The following is a 19,554-nucleotide window of genomic DNA, read 5'->3' as shown; positions in this document are numbered from 1 at the left end:
GGCCCGAGGACATATGTTGGAACTGCGTAAAGTCTCGAAATTGGCGGGAGGTGGATACCACATCCACCCGACGGACCTGACGTTGCAGCGGGGTACGCTGAACGTCCTGCTCGGCCCGACCCTATCGGGCAAGACATCCCTGATGCGTTTGATGGCGGGCCTCGACAAGCCGACATCCGGAACCGTGCATTTTGACGGCAAGGACGTCACAGGCATGCCGGTCCAGAAGCGCAATGTCGCGATGGTCTACCAGCAGTTCATCAATTATCCGGCGCTGACGGTTTATGAAAACATCGCCTCGCCGATGCGCGTCGGAGGCAAGGATGCGGCCACGATCGACCGTGAGGTCCGCAAGGCCGCCGATCTTCTCCGGCTGACGCCCTATCTCGATCGGACGCCTCTCAGCCTCTCCGGCGGCCAGCAGCAGCGCACCGCCCTGGCTCGTGCCATCGTCAAGAACGCAACCCTCGTTCTTCTCGATGAGCCGCTCGCCAATCTCGACTACAAGCTGCGCGAGGAGCTGCGCGAAGAACTGCCGAAGATCTTCGCGGAATCGGGTGCGATTTTCGTCTACGCGACGACGGAACCGTCCGAAGCCCTGCTGCTCGGCGGCAACACGGCGACGCTCTCCGAAGGCCGCATCACCCAGTTCGGCCAGACCATCGACGTCTATCGCCAGCCCTCCGACCTGCTGACCGCGCGGACATTCGCCGACCCGCCGCTCAATACCATCGCGCTCGTCAAGCAGGGCGCAAGCTTCGTGCTGAACGGCCAGCCGGTTCTCGGTGTGCCGGCCCATCTCGCATCGATTGCAGATGGCCCGGTGACCGTAGGCTTCCATCCTCATCATTTATCGCTTTCTGCCCTGCCGGATACCATGGCCATGCGCGCGCGCACGCTGGTGTCGGAAATCGCTGGTTCCGAGAGCTTCATTCATGTCGAATACGGTAGTGCTCGCTGGGTCTGCCTGGCGCACGGCATTCACGACATCGATCCCGACCGTGAGATCGACGTCTTCATCGACACCCGTCACCTGATGGCGTTCGACGCCGCCGGCAAGGCGCTCGGCGCCCCCGCCGAACTGGCTGCGTGAGGAGGAACGTCATGGCTCGCATCAATCTCGACCATATCCGCCACGCCTACACCCCCGCTGCGCGGGCATCGGGCGATTACGCTTTGAAGGAAGTCCATCACGAATGGAAGGATGGCGGCGCCTATGCCCTGCTCGGCCCCTCCGGCTGTGGCAAGACGACCTTGCTCAACATCATCTCGGGCCTCATTCATCCATCTGACGGCCGGATCGAATTCGACGGCGTCGATGTGACGAATCTGCCGACCCAGGCCCGCAACATCGCCCAGGTCTTTCAGTTCCCGGTCGTCTACGACACGATGAGCGTCTACGACAACCTGGCCTTTCCGCTGCGCAATCGTCATGTACCGGAAGATCAGGTCAACAAGCGGGTCAATGAAATCCTCGACATGATCGACCTCCAGCCCATGGCCCGCAATCAGGCCCAGGGGCTGACCGCCGACCAGAAGCAGAAGATTTCGCTCGGCCGAGGCCTTGTGCGCTCGGACGTCAACGCGATCCTTTTTGACGAGCCGCTCACCGTCATCGATCCGCATATGAAGTGGGTCCTGCGCTCGCAGCTCAAGCGCCTGCATCGGCGATCCGGTTTTACCATGGTCTATGTCACCCACGACCAGACGGAAGCCCTGACCTTCGCCGACAAGGTCGTGGTGATGTATGACGGCCAGATCGTCCAGATCGGCACGCCGGCTGAACTCTTCGAGCGCCCGAGCCATACCTTTGTCGGATATTTCATCGGCTCCCCGGGCATGAATGTCATGCCGGCAAAGGTCAGTGGCACGACAGCCATCGTCGGCGACCAGACGGTGAACCTGCCGGGAACGCCGAAACTCTCCGGCCAGAGCAAGATCGAGCTCGGCATCCGCCCCGAATTCCTGCGTCTAGGACGCGAAGGCATGCCCGTGGCCGTCGACAAGGTCGAGGATATCGGCCGTCAGAAGATCGTGCGGGCGCAGTTTGCCGGCAATCCGCTGTCGATCGTCATCCCCGAGGATGCGGAAATTCCTGCAGATCCGAAAGTGACATTCGTCCCCGAGGGGGTCGGCATCTTCGCCGATTCCTGGCGCGTTGGAATGGAGGGCTGAACCATGGAGAAGACCTGGAACAACAAGGCCTGGTTCATGGTCATTCCGGTCCTGGTGCTGGTAGCCTTCTCGGCCGTCATTCCGCTGATGACCGTGGTGAACTATTCCGTCCAGGATACCTTCGGCAACAACCAGTTCTTCTGGGCCGGCACCGACTGGTTTTCCGACATTCTCTCGTCGGACCGCTTCTGGGATGCGCTCGGACGCAACCTGATCTTCTCCATGATCATTCTTGCGATCCAGGTGCCGCTTGGCATCTTCATCGCGCTCAACATGCCCAAAACGGGATTGGGAGTTCCGGTTTGCCTCGTCCTGATGGCGCTGCCACTGCTCATTCCGTGGAATGTCGTGGGTACGATCTGGCAGGTCTTCGGTCGCGTTGACATCGGTCTCCTCGGCTATTCGCTGAACGCCGTGGGCTTCGACTACAATTACACGCAGAACCCGATCCACGCCTGGATCACCATCATCGTGATGGATGTCTGGCACTGGACGAGCCTTGTCGTGCTGCTCTGCTATGCCGGTCTCGTCTCGATCCCCGATGCCTATTACCAGGCCGCCAAGATCGATGGCGCATCGCGCTGGTCCGTGTTCCGCTTCATTCAGCTGCCGAAGATGAAGCGCGTGCTTTTGATCGCCGTGCTGCTCCGCTTCATGGACAGCTTCATGATCTACACCGAGCCCTTTGTCCTGACAGGCGGCGGCCCGGGCAATTCGACCACCTTCCTGTCGATCGACCTCGTCAAGATGGCAGTCGGCCAGTTCGACCTCGGTCCGGCGGCGGCGATGTCGATCATCTACTTCCTGATCATCCTCGCGCTGTCCTGGGTTTTCTACACCGTCATGACCAACAGTGACGCGAAGGGCTGAGGGAGATACCGATGAAAAGCACTGATAATCGCACCGGCTTCGGCTTTCTGGTTCCGACGATCTACATCATCTTTCTGCTGCTGCCGATCTATTGGCTCGTCAACATGAGCTTCAAGACGAATGCAGAGATCACGGGCGCCTTCTCGCTCTGGCCCGTCAATCCGACAATTGCCAATTATGCGGTGATCTTCACCGATCCTTCGTGGTATAAGGGCTACATCAACTCGATCATTTATGTGTGCATGAACACTGTGATCGCAGTCTCTGTCGCTCTGCCTGCAGCCTATGCCTTCTCGCGCTATCGCTTCCTGGGTGACAAGCATCTGTTCTTTTGGCTGCTGACCAACCGCATGGCGCCGCCGGCCGTTTTCGCACTACCCTTCTTCCAGCTGTACTCCGCCTTTGGCCTCATCGACACGCATATCGCCGTTGCCATCGCGCACTGCCTGTTCAATGTGCCGCTGGCTGTCTGGATCCTCGAAGGCTTCATGTCGGGCGTGCCGAAGGAGATCGACGAGACGGCCTATATCGACGGCTATTCCTTCCCGAAGTTCTTCGTGAAGATCTTCATGCCGCTGATCGCATCCGGCATCGGTGTCGCCGCCTTCTTCTGCTTCATGTTCTCCTGGGTCGAGCTTCTGATTGCCCGTACCCTGACGACAACGGATGCCAAGCCGATTGCCGCCATCATGACGCGGACGGTTTCTGCCTCCGGAATGGACTGGGGCGTGCTGGCCGCAGCCGGCGTGCTCACGATCATACCCGGAGCGCTCGTGATCTATTTCGTCCGCAACTACATCGCCAAGGGCTTTGCCCTGGGCCGCGTCTGAGGAGGTTCCGATGGACTTTACATGGATGGCCTGGACGACGCCGACGGCCATATTCTTCGTCGTGATCTTCAGCCTGATCCTGTCGATGGCGGTCTGGGAGTATCTGTCCCCGGGCGGCAATCCGCGAAACGGCATCCTGCGCTTCGAAACCACCCGCGGTGACCGTCTCTTCGTGTCGCTGATCGGGTCGGCTTTCATCAATCTCGCTTGGCTCGGCCTCGTTGGGCCGAACCTGTGGTGGGCTCTCGCCCTGTCCGTGGTCTACGCCGTCGGCGTATTCCGTTTCGTCTAGGGCAAGACAAGATGGATGGCGGCGGGAGGCCGCCATCCTCGAGACTGAAACCTGAATGCAAACGCAACCTTAGGGAGGACGCTATGCGAAAACACCTTTTGACGACGACGGCCGCCATGCTTCTGGCAATGACGGGCGCCGCATTCGCCGACATGGAAGCGGCGAAGAAGTTCCTGGACGCCGAGGTCGGCGAAATGTCGGCCATCGACCGCGCCACGCAGGAAGCCGAAATGCAGTGGTTCGTCGATGCGGCGAAGCCGTTTTCCGGGATGGAAATCAAGGTCGTCTCTGAAACCATCACCACGCATGAATATGAAGCGAAGGTCCTCGCTCCGGCCTTCACCGCCATCACCGGCATCAAGATCACCCACGATCTGATCGGTGAAGGCGACGTTGTCGAAAAACTTCAGACCCAGATGCAGTCGGGCGAGAACATCTACGACGCCTACATCAACGATAGCGACCTGATCGGCACCCACTGGCGCTACCAGCAGGTGCGCAACCTGACCGACTGGATGGCGAATGAGGGCAAGGACGTCACCAGCCCGACCCTCGACATCGACGACTTCATCGGCAAGTCCTTCACGACGGCTCCGGACGGCAAGCTCTACCAGCTTCCGACCCAGCAGTTCGCCAACCTCTATTTCTTCCGTTACGACTGGTTCAATGACGAGAAGAACAAGGCCGACTTCAAGGCGAAATACGGCTACGACCTCGGCGTACCGGTCAACTGGTCGGCTTACGAGGATATCGCTGAATTCTTCACCGGTCGCGAAATCGACGGTAAGAAGGTCTTCGGCCACATGGACTACGGCAAGAAGGACCCGTCCCTCGGCTGGCGCTTCACCGATGCCTGGCTCTCCATGGCCGGCAACGGCGACAAGGGCATTCCGAACGGCAACCCGGTTGACGAATGGGGCATCAAGGTCGACGAAAACTCGCGTCCGGTCGGCTCTTGCGTCGCCCGCGGCGGTGACACCAACGGCCCTGCCTCCGTCTACGCCATCGAGAAATATCTCGAATGGATGACGAAATACGCCCCTCCGGCTGCCCAGGGCATGACCTTCTCCGAATCCGGTCCGGTGCCGTCGCAGGGTGAAGTCGCCCAGCAGATGTTCACCTACACCGCCTTCACCGCCGACTTCGTCAAGGAAGGCCTGCCGGTCGTGAACGAGGATGGCACGCCGAAGTGGCGTTTCGCTCCGAGCCCGCATGGCGTCTACTGGAAGGACGGCATGAAGCTCGGCTATCAGGACGCAGGTTCCTGGACGCTGATGAAGTCCACCCCGGAAGACCGTGCGAAGGCCGCCTGGCTCTACGCACAGTTCGTCACCTCGAAGACCGTCGACGTGAAGAAGAGCCATGTCGGCCTGACCTTCATCCGTCAGTCGACCCTCGACCACCAGTCCTTCACCGAACGCGCACCGAAGCTCGGTGGCCTGGTCGAGTTCTACCGCTCGCCGGCTCGCCTGCAGTGGTCGCCGACCGGCACCAACGTTCCTGACTATCCGAAGCTGGCTCAGCTCTGGTGGCAGGCAATTGGTGATGCATCTTCCGGCGCCAAGTCCGCTCAGGAAGCCATGGACTCGCTCTGCGCCGAGCAGGAAAAGGTGATGGAGCGTCTCGAACGCGCTGGCGTCCAGGGCGATATCGGTCCGAAGCTCGCCGAGGAAAAGACCCTCGAAGAGTGGAACGCCGATGCCGTGGCCAAGGGCAATCTCGCTCCGCAGCTGAAGATCGAGAACGAGAAAGAACAGCCGATGACGGTCAATTACGACGAGCTCGTCAAGAGCTGGCAGTAACGATCGGCGATCACCGCTGAATTGACAATCGCCGGGGCGCAAACTACGCCCCGGCTTCTTCACTTAAGGAGTTTCAGCCTGATGAGCGGTTACATTCTGGCCATCGACCAAGGAACAACCTCGACCCGCTCGATGATCTTCGATCACGAGATGCACATTGTCGGCGTTGCCCAGCAGGAGTTCACCCAGCACTTCCCGGATTCCGGCTGGGTCGAACATGATGCGGACGAGATCTGGCAGAGTGTGCTCGCGACCATCGAAAAGGCGCTCGCTGCCGCGAGCATCAAGATCGGCGATGTCACCGCGATCGGGATCACCAACCAGCGCGAAACCGTCGTCGTCTGGGACCGCGAGAGCGGCAAGCCTGCCCATCGTGCCATCGTCTGGCAGGATCGTCGCACCGCGCGCTTCTGCGATGAACTCAAGCACAAGGGCCTGGAGCCGCTTTTCACCGAGAAGACCGGCCTGCTGCTCGATCCCTATTTCTCCGGCACCAAGCTGTCCTGGCTCCTGAAGAACGTCGATGGTCTGAAGACCCGCGCGCAAAACGGCGAGATCTGCTTTGGTACGGTCGATAGCTGGCTCATCTACAAGCTGACCGGCGGCAAGGTCCACGTGACCGATGCAACCAATGCCTCGCGCACGCTGATCTACGATATCGGCGAAAATCGTTTCGACGACGAACTCCTTTCGATCCTTGAAATTCCGCGCTCCATGCTGCCGGAGGTCAAGGACTGCGCCGATGATTTTGGCATCACCGACAAGGCCGTGCTTGGCGCCGAGATCCCGATCCTCGGCGTTGCCGGCGACCAGCAGGCTGCCGTCATCGGCAATGCCTGCTTTGAGCCGGGCATGATGAAGTCTACCTATGGCACAGGTTGCTTCGCGCTCCTGAACACCGGCCGCGATCGCGTCGCCTCGTCGAACCGCCTGCTGACCACCATTGCCTATCGCCTGAACGGCGAGACGACCTACGCCCTCGAGGGCTCGATCTTCATCGCTGGCGCGGCCGTCCAGTGGCTGCGTGATCAGATGGGTTTCGTGAAGGTCGCCTCGGAAACCGATGCGCTTGCCAGCAAGGCCGATCCCAATCAACGCGTCTACCTTGTTCCAGCCTTCACCGGCCTCGGCGCGCCCCATTGGGATGCCGATGCCCGTGGCGCGATCTTCGGACTGACGCGTGGAACAGGACCCGCGGAATTCGCCCGTGCCGTGCTTGAGAGCGTCGCTTACCAGACCTATGACCTCCTGGAGGCCATGAAGAAGGACTGGAGCGGCAGCGCATCGAAGACGGTGCTGCGCGTCGATGGTGGCATGGTCGCGTCAGACTGGACGATGCAACGGCTGGCGGACATTCTCGCGGCCCCCGTCGACCGTCCCGTGGTGCTCGAAACCACGGTCCTCGGCGCCGCCTGGCTCGCCGGCTCCCGCGCCGGTCTCTGGCCCGACCAGAAGGGCTTTGCCGCGACCTGGAAGCGCGATAACCGCTTCGAGCCCGGCATGGATGTGAGTGAGCGGAAGGCAGCGATTGCAGGCTGGCAGGACAGCGTTTCGCGTTGCCTGACGAGCCGCTAGCCTATTTGTCGATCAGCGCGACCAGGGTCTCCAGCCGGTCGGCATCCTTGGGCAGCTTGTCCTGCCTAAGCCGCGCGATGCGGGGAAACCGCATCGCCACGCCGGACTTGTGCCGGCTCGAGCGTGCCAGCCCTTCAAAGGCCACCTCCACCACGAAACCGTGCTCCGGCTCGGCTCGGAGCGCCCGCACGGGGCCGAAGCGGTCGACCGTATTGTTGCGCACGAATCGGTCGAGCACTTCGAGTTCTTCGTCGGTGAAGCCGAAATAGGCCTTGCCGACGGGTACCAGAACGTCTCCCTCGCCGGGGACCGCCGTCCACACCCCGAAGGTGAAGTCCGAATAGTAACTTGAGCGTTTGCCGTGCCCGCGCTGCGCATACATCAGCACGGCATCGGCATTCATCGGATCGCGCTTCCACTTGAACCACGGACCCTTGGCGCGCCCGGCCTGATAGCGGCTGTCCAGTCGCTTCAGCATCACCCCTTCGATGACAGGATCGGGAGGTGCCGCCCGGAAGCGTTCCAGCTCTTCCCAGGTGGAAAACGGCACGAGCGGAGAGAGGTCGAAGCGCCGCGGTTCCTGCTGCTCGATGAGCGCATGCAACCGCGCACGGCGTGTGAGAAAGGTTTCTGGCCGAACGTCCGCGTCCCCATCGAACAAGATGTCATACGCGCGGATAAAGACTGGATAGTCCTCCAGCATCTTGGCCGTCACCGTCTTGCGATTGAGCCGCTGCTGCAGGTCGGAAAAGGTCCGGGTCGGCGTATTGGTGCGCGAGGTTCCGCCGACGAGCAGTTCCCCGTCGATCACGCCCTCGAAGCTTGCTGCCTCGATCACGTCGGGAAAGGCGCCCGAGATATCGTCGCCTGATCGCGAGTAGAGCCGGCTACGTCCGCCGGAGCAGGACAGTTGCACGCGAATGCCGTCCCACTTCCATTCGGCGGCAAAATCGTCAGGATCGAGATTGGGCAGATCCCTGTCTTCGATCGGCGTGGAGAGCATCACCGAATGGAAGATCGCTGGCGTCGACAGGACGGGTTTCTCGATCCGGTCCTCCAGCCATGCGAAGAGCTCTGTATACGGCGGCGTCAACCCATGCCAGAGACCCTCGATGTCGGCGACATCCTTGTCGCCGAACAGCGCCAGCGCCTGTTTGGCCAGCCGCGCCGAGACTCCGATCCGGAGGCCCCCTGTAACAAGCTTGATCAGCGCAAATCGCTCAGAAGTGTCGAGCCGGTCGAAGAGATCGCGCATCACGGAGCGGGTCTCGTTGCGACCGAGGCGCTGCAGCCGTTCGATGATCCCAGACAGGCTTTGAAGATCCGTACCGGTCTCCGCCTCCAACGCCTTGGGTTCCCAGACGAGCGAAATGGTCTCGGCCAGATCCCCGACATAGTCATAGGAATACTGGAACAGGATCGGGTCCATCCGCTCCAGCACCAGTTCCTTGAGCAGGGCAGGCTTCACGCCTTTGATGTCGAGACCATCGGCCAGGGCAGCCAGCGCATAACCGCGATCCGGGTCGGGCGTCACACGGAAATAATCGATCAGCAGCGTCAGCTTGCCATTGCGGCTGGGTGTCAGGAGCAGGCGATCGAGGAGGCGCGCAAAAGCCTTCATCTCAGTCCCCCTCGTCTTCATAGCCGACGAGATGCAGCGGGCGTGCCTTGATCCCGGACAGTTCGCACCAGCGCACCAGCGCTTCCTCGCGGCCATGGGTCACCCAGACCTCTTGCGGACCGACTTCGCGGATCGTGTCCAGCAGTTCCGGCCAGTCGCAGTGGTCGGAGATGACCAATGGCAGTTCCACCCCTCGCTGTTTTGCCCTTTGCCGCACCATCATCCAGCCGGAAGCGAATATGGAAAGCGGATCCTCGAAACGCCGTGCCCAGCGGTCGTTGAAGGCCGAGGGCGGACCGATCACCACGGCGCCCTTGAAGCTGCCTGACGTCTTGTCCTCGGTTGTTGCCGGTGGAAGCTCGCCCAGTTCCACCCCCTGTTCCGAATAGTAGTCACACAGCCGCGCCATCGAACCATGTATATAGATAGGCTTCTCGTAACCGCTGCGCCGGATGAGCGAGATGACCCGCTGCGCCTTGCCCAGTGCATAGGCCCCGATCAGATGGCTGCGTTCCGGAAACTGCTGCAGGGAGGTCAGCAGCTTCTGGATCTCCTGTCTTGGCTCCGGATGGTGAAAGACCGGCAGTCCGAACGTCGCTTCGGTGATGAAGACATCGCATGGCACGGGCTCGAAGCTCGCACAGGTCGGATCCGCTCCCCGCTTGTAGTCACCAGAAACCACGATCCGCGTTCCCTGTGCTTCGATCTCGATCTGTGCTGAGCCCAGCACATGTCCCGCCGGATGAAAGCGCACCTTAACTCCATTGACCGAAACGGTTTCGCCGAAGGTAGCGCTCTGGGATGTGACGCAGAAATCCTCGCCATAGCGGATTGCCATGATGTCGAGGGTTTGCTGCGTGGCGAGAACATGCGTGTGGCCGGAGCGGGCGTGGTCGGAATGACCGTGCGTGATGAGGGCGCGGTCGACAGGACGGACCGGATCGACATAAAATTCACCGAGCGGGCAATAGAGCCCGCCGGGTGTCGGATGAAGGAGGAGGTCCGGCTTGATCATGCCGAGAACATAGGGCGCCCGAAGATGCCCTGCCAGCGCCTACTGAGCAAAGCGCGAAACGGCGTAATAGCCCGCAGCCGAGGCCGTCGCGGACAGGAATGCGCCCCAGGCCATGTCGACGAGGCTTACCTGCAGAGACCAACCCTTCAACGTGGCGAGATTGGTCATGTCATAGGTGCCATAGGCAAGCAGGCCGAGCAGCGCTCCGTTAAAGACCGCCGTCAGCACACTGCCGGCAGTAACCGCTGGCATGACGGCGAAGTAGACAAGTCCGATCACGTAGAGCAGGTAGAAGAGGCCGGCAGCCGCAAAATTGGGCGGTGAAAGCAAAAGTGTGCCGATATGCTCGCGATAGAAGCCGATCGCGATGCGTGTGAGCCACAGGTAATCCAGCGCGAAGAAGACCACGGCCGTCGAGATATAGGCAATAACATAAGTCATTGTGCTTCTCCCTCGGGCAGAACCTCGGCTCTGCCTTTCACTAAATTCCGAGCACCGGCTGGACCAGCCGCACCAGAAGGCTCTTGAATTTCAAAGGTGCGTCGGTCACAGCGAGACAGATGCAATCCCCGTCCGGCGTCGCAACGGGCTGATGCGTCAGTGTCTCGTCGGCTTCCTCAATGTCGCCCCGCTTGAAAACGGTCGCGCCGTCGGTGAAGGCCCCCTTCAGCACCAGCGTCAGTTCCCGACCGCCATGAGAATGCTCCGGCACAGGCTTGCCGGCCGGGATCTTGAGAAGGCGGACCTGGCTTTGCAGATCTCCGGTCTTTATCAGGATATGATAGGCACCACGTCCGAGCGATTTCCACTTCAACGCCTCGACATCGCCGCCGAGATAGGAGCGCAAGGGTTCGGGAAGAACTGGAATGTCCGCGGGCGCTGCAACGGGCTTGGCCGCAGATGCCCTGGATGGACCCTCGGAAGAAAGCTTCGCCTTCATCGCGGCCCAGCTGTCGGTCGAAATCGCCGGGGTGTCGTTTTCATCGGCCGCCTCGAGCAACTGGCCGCCGGTGTGCTCCATGAAGGACAGCCGGTTTCGGCAGGTCGGGCAAAGCGCCAGATGCGTGGCGACCGCAATGCTCCAGCCTTCGGTCAGGTTGCCAGTGGCATAATCCAGGAGCAGTTCGTCGCTGATGTGATGTTGGACGTGGAGCGTCATGCCCGCTCCTCCAGTGCTGCGCGCAGCTTGGCGAAGGCCAGGCGAATGCGCGATTTGACGGTTCCCATCGGCAGGCCGAGTTCGGCGGCGATCGTGCTGTGAGATGCTTCTCTGTAAAATGACATTTTGAGGAGTTCGAGCTGTTCGGGTGGTAGGGTTTCCATGGCGCGGCGGAGGCGATCGGCCTCCTGGCGTGTTTCGAATTCCATATCGGCCGGCGGTACGTCATCCGGGACGAAAGCCGGATCGGTCGGATCGAAAGTCGGCCGCTTCTCGCGACGAAACGCGTCGATTCTGAGGTTTCTGGCAATTGTGAAGATCCAGCTCGACACATTGCCCCGCGCCGGGTCGAATTGCTCGGCCTTGTTCCAGACCGTCAGCATCGTCTCCTGCATCAGTTCCTCGGCGGCCTGCCCGTCGCGGGCAAGCTTTGCCATATAGGCGCGCACTTTCGGTCCGTAATACTTGAAGATCGTCTCGAAGGCCTCGATGTCACGATCACGGCCCACGGCGGCCAATAGCTGCGCAAATTTACGCTGGTCTAGTTCTTCCGCCGACTCGGTCATCGAAACGATTGTTTTCCCTCTTTTGAGCGGCGCAAAGACCTGACGCCGCGCAGTTCGCCCGGGGTCATTCTGGCACGCATCAGCGGAGATGTGTATCGCGTTCATCATCATGAAGAGCTTTACGCCACCTCTCTTTGCCCGGATCACCGCATCGGATTTTATTCGCACCGATCGATCCAGTGCCGAATACCATGCGTAGTCATGTTCAAAACCCTTAAATAGAACAATCGGTAAAGGGCATTGAATGGACATGGGTGTTACGAAGGCCGCTTTCGGCGGTAAGCGCAGGATCGCGGTCATCGGGTCGGGAATATCGGGCCTATCCTGTGCCTGGCTCCTTTCCAAGACCATGGATGTCGTCCTCTACGAAACGGAGGATCGCGCAGGCGGTCATTCCAACACGGTGCTGGCGCCAGGGGGCGCCAGGGACATTCCTGTCGATACCGGGTTCATCGTCTACAACGACCGAAACTACCCGAACCTCGTGAAGCTTTTCGAGCATCTCGACGTGCCGACCTTGCCGTCGAACATGTCGTTTGCCGCATCGCTCGGCGGAGGTGCGTTCGAATATTCCGGTTCTGGTCTTTCCGGCCTTCTGGGCCAGAAATCGAACATTCTGCGTCCGCGCTTCTGGCGCATGGTCAAGGATATCCTGCGCTTCTACAAGGAAGCGCCAGCGCTTCTGGACCGGAGCGAACTGGAGGGCGTGTCACTCGGCGACTACCTGGCATTTGCCGACTATGCCCCAACCTTCGTGGAGGACCATCTCCTGCCGATGGGGGCCGCCATCTGGTCGACGACGGCGTCAGAGATGCGTCTCTATCCGCTGCACGCCTTCATCCGCTTTTTCGCCAACCACGGTCTGCTGACCCTCTCGGATCGTCCGCGCTGGCGGACGGTAAAAGGTGGCAGCCGTGAATATGTCGCGCGTATTCTGGCCGATTTTACCGGTGAAGTTCGCCTCGCGACCGCCGTGACAGGGGTTCGACGCGGCAGGGCCGGCGTGGAAGTGACCGATGTTCATGGGGGCGTGGAAACCTTCGACGACGTCGTTTTGGCCACCCATGCGAACCAGAGCCTCGATTTGCTTGAAGATGCAAACGGCGCTGAGCGTGAGGTGCTGGACTCCTTCCAGTACACACCCAATCTCGCTGTCTTGCATTCTGATGAAAGCCTGATGCCGAAGCGCAAGTCGGTGTGGTCGAGCTGGAACTATGTTGCTGAAAAGCAGACTGACGCCAGCGATGCGCTCTGCGTCACCTACTGGATGAACATGCTGCAGTCCCTCGATCCGGCGACCCCGCTCTTCGTTACGCTCAACCCCTGCCGTCCGATCGACCCTTCGAAGATCATTAGGAGCTTTCACTACGAGCATCCTCTTTTCGACGTTGCGGCCATTCGCGCCCAGCGCCGCATCTGGCAGCTCCAGGGCCGCCGCAACACGTGGTTCTGCGGTGCCTATTTCGGCAGTGGGTTTCATGAGGATGGCTTGCAGGCCGGGCTTGCGGTTGCCGAAGCACTCGGTGGTTCACGCCGTCCGTGGTCGGTCGAAAACGAGTCCGGTCGCATTGTCATCAACCGCGCACTCGAGGCTGCGGAATGACACATCAATCCGCAATCTATGCCGGCCATGTGCTGCATACCCGCAGCCGCCCCAGGAAGCATAGTCTTCGCTACAGGGTATTCTCGCTGATCGTCGATCTCGACGAGGTAGAAGAATTGAACAAGACGCTACGTCTGTTCGGCTACAACAAGCCGGCTCTCTATTCGGTGCACGATGCCGATCACGGCAATGGCCGGCCGGGTGAATTGCGGTCTTGGGTCGAGGAGCGTCTGGCGGCGGCCGGGCTTCAGGGCCGTGGCTGGAAGATCCGGATGCTCTGCTATCCGAGGATCCTTGGCTATGTGTTCAATCCGATCACGGTCTATTTCTGCTATCGGCCGGAAGGCCAGCTCGCCGGCGTGCTCTACGAGGTTTGCAACACCTTCAACGAGCGTCATACCTACGTGATCCCGGTGGAATCCGAGGCCGGCGGCATCCTGCGCCACCGCTGCGCCAAGGAGATGTATGTCTCCCCCTTCATGCCCATGAACTGCGAATACAATTTTCGCATAAGCCCCCCGACGGACGACGTGGCCATCAATATCGGTGAGAGCGATGCGGATGGTCCAATGCTCTTCGCAACCTTCTCCGGCAAACGTCGCCCCTTGTCGGATCGGGCCTTATTGCGCATGCTGGTGACCTATCCCCTGATGACCATGAAGGTGATGGGGGGCATCCACTGGGAAGCGTTGAAGCTCTGGTGGAAAGGTGTTCCGATTTATCGGCACAAGCCGGCGGCAGCCAAGATTGCGTCGACGATCGTCGTGCAGAATGGGGTCACTAAGTCATGAGTCATGCCGAAGAGGATATGCAACCGATCGTGAGCAGTCTCACTTTCTGGCAGCGCATGATGTGCCGCTGGGCCGATCGCATTGCCGTCGGACGTCTGACGCTCCAGTTTGAGGGCTACGGGGAACACGTGGCGATCGGGGGAAAGCCCGGGCCCAATGCCGTTTTGTGCGTTCGAAATGCAAGCCCCGTGCTGCGGATTTTGACCGGTGGCACGCTCGGCTTCGCGCAGTCTTTCATGGACGGCGACCTCGAGTCGCCCGATATCGGGGCCGTCCTGGAGCTTGCGCTGTCGAATGAGGCGCAACTCGGGGCGGTGCTTGCGTCGTCCTCCGTCTTCAAGGCCCTGGCGCGTCTGCGCCACAAGTTGCGACGCAATTCGAAAAAAGGTAGCCGGCGAAACATCGCGTATCATTATGATCTCGGAAACGCGTTTTACGGGCTCTGGCTCGACCGGACGATGACCTATTCGTCGGCACTCTACAGCGCGCCGGGCATGTCACTCGCCGATGCGCAGGAAGCCAAATATGCCCGCATCGTTGAAGAGTTGCAGATCGGGCCGGATGATCACGTGCTGGAAATCGGTTGCGGCTGGGGCGGCTTTGCCGAACTTGCCATCCGCAAGACCGGCTGTCGCGTCACAGGCCTGACGCTTTCCACCGAGCAGGCGAAGTTCGCCCGCGCACGGCTGGAAAAGGCAGGGTTTGCCGATCGGGTCGACATCCGTCTCGAGGACTATCGGGATTGCAGCGGTCATTTCGACAAGATCGTTTCCATCGAAATGTTCGAGGCCGTCGGCGAAGAGAACTGGCCAATCTATTTCGAGGCTGTCCAGAAGCGTCTGGTTCCAGGCGGCAAGGCGTTGATCCAGACGATCACGATTGATGAGAGCCGCTTCGATTATTATCGCGGCAGCGCCGATTTCATTCAGACCTACATTTTCCCCGGTGGCATGTTGCCCTCCGTCACCGTCTTCGAACACGCTGCCATGGCAGCGGGACTGAAGGTCGGCGACCGCTTCCGTTTCGGCCGCGACTACGATCGCACATTGCTCGCATGGGACAGCGCATTCACGGCCAACTGGCAGAAGATCGAGCCGCTCGGCTTTGATCGCCGCTTCCATCGGATGTGGCGGCTCTATCTCCACTACTGCGCTGTCGGCTTCCGTTTCGGCCGCATCGATGTCGTACAGTTCAGGCTGGACAAGCCAGCCTGACCATCCCCATGTCTTGGAGACCAGATGCTGCGGTCAATGCTTGGGCCGCAGCATTTTCCGTGTGAGCGCAAAGCGCAGGGAATGCGGCAGCGCATGCAGCAGCTTGATCGCGAGCGCCATCTTCCACGGGAAGATGATCTCGAATTTGCCCTTGGCCAGGCCCTTGGCGATGGTGTCGGCCGCTTCCTCAGACGAAACGAGAAACGGCATCGGGAAATCGTTCTTCTCGGTCAGCGGCGTGTCGACGAAACCCGGATTGACGATGGTGATCTTCACCCCATGCCGCTCGAGTTCCGGATAGAGGGCCTCGCACATGACGTTGAGTGCGGCCTTGGTCGCACCATAGGTGGCGGCACCCGGTAGACCGACATAGCCGGATACGGAGGCCACGACGGCGATGTGGCCGCGGCGGCGCGCAATCATGGCCGGCATCACCGTCTCGAGGCAGGACGCCGTGCCCAGCACGTTGAGGTCGAACATCTGTCGTGTCCGGCTCAGCTCGAAATCCTCGGCATAATCGCGCGTGTAGGATCCCGCCGCGAAAACGGCAAGGTCGACCGCACCCATCTCGCTCTCGATCGCCGCGAAGACCTGCTTCACGGCATCTGGATCCGTCACGTCGAGGGGATAGACGCCAACCTGGCCGGGATGGTTCGTCGCGAGTTCAGCCAGGGCATCGGCGCTGCGTGCACTGACTGCGATGCGGTAGCCGTCGCGCAACAGCCGCTCGGCAAGCGCTCGGCCGATGCCGGAGCTGGAACCCGTAATCCACGCGATCTTGGTCATGACATCCTCATGTTTTCTCTCATGACCAATACGCCTGGGGAGCCGATCTGGTTCAGGCTGGCCAGCCCGCGAGCAGCGAAAGCCCCTGGCTGAGAAGCGATGCCGCATTCTCCTTGTCCGAAGCCTCCACATAGCAGCGCATCTCCGGTGCATTGCCCGAAGGACGGAAATGGATGACGCGACCGTCAGTGAGCGTCACCCGCAGACCGTCGATGTCGCTGACCGTCTGAACGGCGCCAAGAGGGGCAAGAAAAGCCCCGAGTTGCTCTACCGAGCCGCGAAGATGAGCCATCAGAGCGGCACTTCGTTCACTGGCATAGTTTTCGAGCCGATCGCTGAGCGCAACCGGCAGGCTGAAGTCCTCGACGAGAGCCGAAAGGGACAGGCCCCGCTCGGCCGCCGTGCCGAGAACGGCAAGTGCCGGAAGGAAGCTGTCCCGCGTTGGCAGCGCCTTGATCGCCTTGTCGCCTATGCGGAAATCCGATCCCAGCATCAAGCCGCCATTCGCCTCGAAGCCAAGCACGCCGGCTTTTGCCGCCGCCAGCGCCTCTTCCATGGCCGCGATGACGAAGGGAGAGCCAACGCGAGTCCGTCTAACGTCGAATCCCCCATCTTTTTCGAGACCGGAATTGGAAGTGACCGGGGTCGCGACAACAGATGCGCCGAGAAACCGGGCGGTGATCAGCCCGAGCAGGTCGCCGCGGAGCGGCACACCGTGTTCGTCGGCCACCAGCGGCCGGTCGCCGTCTCCATCGGTGGAAAGCACGGCATCAAGCGCCAGATCGTCCGTCCAGCGGGCGAGCTGGGTCACGGTATCGGGCGATACCGCCTCCGTATCAACCGGGATGAACTGGTCGGAGCGGCCCAGCGGAAACACGGTGGCGCCGTACTCTTCGAAGATGGTCACCAGCATGTCCCGGGCGACGGAGCTGTGCTGGTAGATGCCGATTCTTTTGCCCTTGAGCGCATCCGGCGGAAGGATGCCGAGGTTGCGATCGACGAACAGCTTGGTCGCCTCCGCTTCATGGTCTTGCCCGGCGCCGGTCTCGACGCGGTTGGCTTCCGGATCGGCGGCGAGTTCGGAAGCGAAGTGCGTTATTGCTTCCTCATCCGCCTTGTTGACCTCCCCGTCGGGCCGATAGAACTTGATCCCGTTGCGATCCGCCGGGATATGCGAGCCGGTCACCATGATGCCGGCAGCACCAATCGATGCACCGTAAAGTGCAAGTGCCGGCGTAGGGATGGTGCCGCAGTCGATTGGCTCCAGTCCGGCGCGCTTCAGGGCAGCCATGATTGTCGATGCGATTTCGGGGCTGGAAGGGCGAAAGTCCCGGCCGATCACGACGGGCGATCCGGACTGGAGGCGCCCGCTGGCCAGCATGTGTCGCGCGAATGCCGTGGCATAGAGCGCGGATACGGAGCCAACCAGATCCGTGGACAATCCCCTCAGACCGCTCGTTCCGAACTTTACCGACATGCATGCCTCCTCAGCGTTTTCAAACAGAATGCCTTATATGGGCCGGCGGTCCTCTGGCATCAAGCGGAAGCAGAGTGCGCGTTCTTCGTATGTCTGGGGAGTGCCACAAGGCAGAAATGTAAAGAGCCTGGCGCGGGAGGAGGATGCGCCAGGCTCTTAAACTTGATCGGCAATTGGGAGGAGGAGGAGTATTGCCGATCCTACCGAGCGGCACTGGGAGGAGGAGTGCGCCGCTTCGATGGTTTTGTTATATTCAAATCACTTTCGCCTGCCAATGATCGTTGTTGCAACGCAGCAGTGCGTTAAATGCATGGCTAGTGAAAGTCATCAATTCTGCGATCGTCGTTTGCCCGCGATGATCGCTTTCGTCTCTTTCTCTTTAAGCCGAAGCGATGCAAACGAACGTTCGCATGCCTAGTCTTTCATCATTCAAACTCTGTGCACACGATATTTGCATGCGCTGGTCACAGAGCAGCGATCCTGACGGTAATCCCGAGAGCGTGGCGCTCAGCGGGATGGTACGGTCCAGGGCTTTCGGCTATAGCGGGCAGAACCGACCAATGACGTCTGGAGGCAGAAATGACGACGATTCGCTATCACGTGGGGGACATTTCAGGCGACGATGCCGCCCGCTACACCGACGCGATTGCGATCGATACAGAGACCCTGGGCCTGGTGCCGCGTCGCGACCGTCTCTGTGTCGTGCAGCTGTCCTCCGGCGATGGCACGGCGGACGTGATCAAGATTGCAGCCGGCCAGACGGCCGCGCCGAACCTCGTTGCGATGCTGGCGGATCCGGCCCGCGAGAAGATCTTCCATTATGGACGCTTTGACATCGCCGTCCTGTTTCAGACCTTTGGCGTCACGACCGAGACGGTCTTCTGCACCAAGATCGCCTCGCGGCTTGCCCGCACCTATACGGATCGTCACGGGCTCAAGGACAATCTGAAGGAAATGCTTGAGATCGATATCTCCAAGGCGCAGCAATCCTCCGACTGGGCGGCAGAGACCCTGAGCCAAGCCCAGCTCGAATATGCTGCATCAGATGTGCTGCATCTGCATGCCCTGCGCGACAAGCTCACGCACCGATTGCTGCGCGACGGGCGCATGGAGCATGCCAAGGCGTGCTTTGCATTCCTGCCGACGCGCGCCAAGCTCGACCTCCTGGGCTGGGAAGAGACCGATATTTTCGCCCACAGCTGATATTTCACACCCGGGCTTTCGCTCGCTATGCCTTGCATGGAAACGCGAGCGTCGCCGAGTGGCCGCGACCTGAGCCATCGTGCCCTCTTCTCCCATGTGCTCGGTGTCCAGCGGCCTTATGGTCCCGTTCGGATGGGAAAAGAGGGATGCGGAAGGCCTGACGCTTGCGACTAGAGCTTCTTGTGGATGAAAACTGAGGAAAATCCGGGTGCGCGCGCCAAGGTTTCGTTAACCGAGACTTCGCATGATCCTCCCGGACAAATCAGTAACGGTGCGGGCATTTCAAGTTGCGCGTTCCCATAAAGGCGTTGATCAGGCGACCATGACGGAAGCATCCAGTATCCTACTCGACTCGATATCGCGTAACCCATCCAGCTATGATTCGGACCTGATCGAAGCGACCGCCGACCTCGCAGAAACTGAAGACAGCGGCCCGCGTTATGCCCCGGCCAACTGGCTCGATGCATTTATCGTCGATGAGCGCAGCCGCTCCGACGAAGCCTTTGGCGAACGGGTTCCCGTGCCGTCGGACGAGGCGGGCCTCTATCCTCGTTTCATGCGTCTCGTCGACTGAG

General features: G+C 60.6%; 19 protein-coding genes. 12 read left to right on the top strand and 7 right to left on the bottom strand.

What is annotated here, in order from left to right:
- The first annotated feature begins 13 nt into the window (after positions 1-13).
- The 7 genes from LJE98_RS04900 to glpK all read left to right on the top strand — a co-directional run bounded on the left by LJE98_RS04900 (position 14) and on the right by glpK (position 7,544).
- Positions 14-1,093 (top strand): ABC transporter ATP-binding protein, encoded by a 1,080-nt coding sequence (locus LJE98_RS04900; protein ID WP_229573741.1) that lies wholly within the window; start codon positions 14-16, stop codon positions 1,091-1,093.
- A gap of 11 nt (positions 1,094-1,104) precedes the next feature.
- Positions 1,105-2,175, top strand: coding sequence for an ABC transporter ATP-binding protein (locus tag LJE98_RS04895; RefSeq protein WP_229573739.1), 1,071 nt, complete (start codon positions 1,105-1,107; stop codon positions 2,173-2,175).
- A gap of 3 nt (positions 2,176-2,178) precedes the next feature.
- On the top strand, positions 2,179-3,045 hold the full coding sequence (locus tag LJE98_RS04890; RefSeq protein WP_229573737.1) for a carbohydrate ABC transporter permease: 867 nt from the start codon (positions 2,179-2,181) through the stop codon (positions 3,043-3,045).
- Between the two features lie 11 nt (positions 3,046-3,056).
- Positions 3,057-3,875, top strand: a complete 819-nt coding sequence (locus tag LJE98_RS04885) for a carbohydrate ABC transporter permease (RefSeq protein WP_229573735.1) — start codon at positions 3,057-3,059, stop codon at positions 3,873-3,875.
- Positions 3,876-3,885: 10 nt separating this feature from the next.
- Positions 3,886-4,167, top strand: coding sequence for a DUF2160 domain-containing protein (locus LJE98_RS04880; protein WP_229573734.1), 282 nt, complete (start codon positions 3,886-3,888; stop codon positions 4,165-4,167).
- A gap of 83 nt (positions 4,168-4,250) precedes the next feature.
- Positions 4,251-5,969 carry an ABC transporter substrate-binding protein gene (locus LJE98_RS04875; RefSeq protein ID WP_229573732.1) on the top strand — a complete coding sequence of 573 codons (1,719 nt, stop codon included), beginning with the start codon at positions 4,251-4,253 and terminating at the stop codon, positions 5,967-5,969.
- Between the two features lie 81 nt (positions 5,970-6,050).
- Positions 6,051-7,544, top strand: coding sequence for a glycerol kinase GlpK (gene glpK / locus LJE98_RS04870; RefSeq protein ID WP_229573730.1), 1,494 nt, complete (start codon positions 6,051-6,053; stop codon positions 7,542-7,544).
- A 1-nt stretch (position 7,545) separates the two neighbouring features.
- On the opposite strand, the gene LJE98_RS04865 is transcribed toward glpK, so the two are convergent.
- From LJE98_RS04865 to LJE98_RS20215, 5 genes are read right to left on the bottom strand one after another with little or no spacing between them, the layout of a single operon-like run.
- Positions 7,546-9,165: a cisplatin damage response ATP-dependent DNA ligase gene (locus tag LJE98_RS04865; RefSeq protein ID WP_229573728.1), complete on the bottom strand. Its 1,620-nt coding sequence runs from the start codon at positions 9,163-9,165 to the stop codon at positions 7,546-7,548.
- A gap of 1 nt (position 9,166) precedes the next feature.
- Positions 9,167-10,177 (bottom strand): ligase-associated DNA damage response exonuclease, encoded by a 1,011-nt coding sequence (locus LJE98_RS04860; RefSeq protein ID WP_229573923.1) that lies wholly within the window; start codon positions 10,175-10,177, stop codon positions 9,167-9,169.
- Between the two features lie 42 nt (positions 10,178-10,219).
- On the bottom strand, positions 10,220-10,621 hold the full coding sequence (locus LJE98_RS04855) for a DUF2177 family protein (protein ID WP_229573726.1): 402 nt from the start codon (positions 10,619-10,621) through the stop codon (positions 10,220-10,222).
- 40 nt (positions 10,622-10,661) lie between these two features.
- Positions 10,662-11,339 carry a ChrR family anti-sigma-E factor gene (locus LJE98_RS04850; protein WP_229573725.1) on the bottom strand — a complete coding sequence of 226 codons (678 nt, stop codon included), beginning with the start codon at positions 11,337-11,339 and terminating at the stop codon, positions 10,662-10,664.
- Positions 11,336-12,256, bottom strand: a complete 921-nt coding sequence (locus tag LJE98_RS20215) for a sigma-70 family RNA polymerase sigma factor (protein ID WP_324255810.1) — start codon at positions 12,254-12,256, stop codon at positions 11,336-11,338. Before LJE98_RS20215 ends, LJE98_RS04850 begins: the two co-directional genes overlap by 4 nt.
- On the opposite strand from LJE98_RS20215, the gene LJE98_RS04840 reads away from it, so the two are divergent.
- The 3 genes from LJE98_RS04840 to LJE98_RS04830 are packed head-to-tail and all read left to right on the top strand — an operon-like array spanning position 12,156 to position 15,513.
- Complete coding sequence (locus LJE98_RS04840) at positions 12,156-13,508, top strand: NAD(P)/FAD-dependent oxidoreductase (protein WP_229573724.1); 1,353 nt, start codon at positions 12,156-12,158, stop codon at positions 13,506-13,508. The genes LJE98_RS20215 and LJE98_RS04840 overlap by 101 nt on opposite strands.
- Complete coding sequence (locus LJE98_RS04835) at positions 13,505-14,299, top strand: DUF1365 domain-containing protein (protein WP_229573723.1); 795 nt, start codon at positions 13,505-13,507, stop codon at positions 14,297-14,299. Before LJE98_RS04840 ends, LJE98_RS04835 begins: the two co-directional genes overlap by 4 nt.
- On the top strand, positions 14,296-15,513 hold the full coding sequence (locus tag LJE98_RS04830) for an SAM-dependent methyltransferase (protein ID WP_229573722.1): 1,218 nt from the start codon (positions 14,296-14,298) through the stop codon (positions 15,511-15,513). Before LJE98_RS04835 ends, LJE98_RS04830 begins: the two co-directional genes overlap by 4 nt.
- Before the next feature lie 33 nt (positions 15,514-15,546).
- Here the strand turns inward: LJE98_RS04830 and LJE98_RS04825 are convergent, their stop codons facing one another.
- Positions 15,547-16,299, bottom strand: coding sequence for an SDR family NAD(P)-dependent oxidoreductase (locus tag LJE98_RS04825; RefSeq protein ID WP_229573721.1), 753 nt, complete (start codon positions 16,297-16,299; stop codon positions 15,547-15,549).
- 52 nt (positions 16,300-16,351) lie between these two features.
- Positions 16,352-17,776: a phosphomannomutase gene (locus LJE98_RS04820; RefSeq protein ID WP_229573720.1), complete on the bottom strand. Its 1,425-nt coding sequence runs from the start codon at positions 17,774-17,776 to the stop codon at positions 16,352-16,354.
- A gap of 579 nt (positions 17,777-18,355) precedes the next feature.
- Between LJE98_RS04820 and LJE98_RS04815 the strand changes: the two genes are divergently transcribed.
- Both LJE98_RS04815 and LJE98_RS04810 read left to right on the top strand, forming a co-directional pair.
- Positions 18,356-18,979 carry a ribonuclease D gene (locus LJE98_RS04815; protein ID WP_229573718.1) on the top strand — a complete coding sequence of 208 codons (624 nt, stop codon included), beginning with the start codon at positions 18,356-18,358 and terminating at the stop codon, positions 18,977-18,979.
- A 244-nt stretch (positions 18,980-19,223) separates the two neighbouring features.
- Entirely contained in the window at positions 19,224-19,553 is a 330-nt protein-coding gene (locus LJE98_RS04810) for a hypothetical protein (RefSeq protein ID WP_229573716.1), read from the top strand.
- Position 19,554: the final 1 nt, after the last annotated feature.

The organism is Rhizobium sp. 'Codium 1', assembly GCF_020889605.1.
In the GTDB taxonomy this organism is placed as follows: Bacteria; Pseudomonadota; Alphaproteobacteria; order Rhizobiales; family Rhizobiaceae; genus Allorhizobium; species Allorhizobium algae.
The sequence above is the reverse complement of the archived record's forward strand: the minus strand, read 5'-3'. Positions and strand labels throughout refer to the sequence as shown.

Excerpts from the sequence above, each read along its gene's own strand:
- LJE98_RS20215 (WP_324255810.1), bottom strand. The coding sequence starts at position 12,256 with ATGGTCTTGGAAAGGAGCCAGGCACAGGATAGGCCCGATATTCCCGAC.
- LJE98_RS04835 (WP_229573723.1), top strand. The coding sequence starts at position 13,505 with ATGACACATCAATCCGCAATCTATGCCGGCCATGTGCTGCATACCCGC.
- LJE98_RS04875 (WP_229573732.1), top strand. The coding sequence starts at position 4,251 with ATGCGAAAACACCTTTTGACGACGACGGCCGCCATGCTTCTGGCAATG.
- LJE98_RS04895 (WP_229573739.1), top strand. The coding sequence starts at position 1,105 with ATGGCTCGCATCAATCTCGACCATATCCGCCACGCCTACACCCCCGCT.
- LJE98_RS04855 (WP_229573726.1), bottom strand. The coding sequence starts at position 10,621 with ATGACTTATGTTATTGCCTATATCTCGACGGCCGTGGTCTTCTTCGCG.
- LJE98_RS04850 (WP_229573725.1), bottom strand. The coding sequence starts at position 11,339 with ATGACGCTCCACGTCCAACATCACATCAGCGACGAACTGCTCCTGGAT.
- LJE98_RS04820 (WP_229573720.1), bottom strand. The coding sequence starts at position 17,776 with ATGTCGGTAAAGTTCGGAACGAGCGGTCTGAGGGGATTGTCCACGGAT.
- LJE98_RS04810 (WP_229573716.1), top strand. The coding sequence starts at position 19,224 with ATGATCCTCCCGGACAAATCAGTAACGGTGCGGGCATTTCAAGTTGCG.
- glpK (WP_229573730.1), top strand. The coding sequence starts at position 6,051 with ATGAGCGGTTACATTCTGGCCATCGACCAAGGAACAACCTCGACCCGC.
- LJE98_RS04865 (WP_229573728.1), bottom strand. The coding sequence starts at position 9,165 with ATGAAGGCTTTTGCGCGCCTCCTCGATCGCCTGCTCCTGACACCCAGC.
- LJE98_RS04885 (WP_229573735.1), top strand. The coding sequence starts at position 3,057 with ATGAAAAGCACTGATAATCGCACCGGCTTCGGCTTTCTGGTTCCGACG.
- LJE98_RS04900 (WP_229573741.1), top strand. The coding sequence starts at position 14 with ATGTTGGAACTGCGTAAAGTCTCGAAATTGGCGGGAGGTGGATACCAC.
- LJE98_RS04890 (WP_229573737.1), top strand. The coding sequence starts at position 2,179 with ATGGAGAAGACCTGGAACAACAAGGCCTGGTTCATGGTCATTCCGGTC.
- LJE98_RS04880 (WP_229573734.1), top strand. The coding sequence starts at position 3,886 with ATGGACTTTACATGGATGGCCTGGACGACGCCGACGGCCATATTCTTC.
- LJE98_RS04830 (WP_229573722.1), top strand. The coding sequence starts at position 14,296 with ATGAGTCATGCCGAAGAGGATATGCAACCGATCGTGAGCAGTCTCACT.
- LJE98_RS04815 (WP_229573718.1), top strand. The coding sequence starts at position 18,356 with ATGACGACGATTCGCTATCACGTGGGGGACATTTCAGGCGACGATGCC.
- LJE98_RS04840 (WP_229573724.1), top strand. The coding sequence starts at position 12,156 with ATGGGTGTTACGAAGGCCGCTTTCGGCGGTAAGCGCAGGATCGCGGTC.
- LJE98_RS04825 (WP_229573721.1), bottom strand. The coding sequence starts at position 16,299 with ATGACCAAGATCGCGTGGATTACGGGTTCCAGCTCCGGCATCGGCCGA.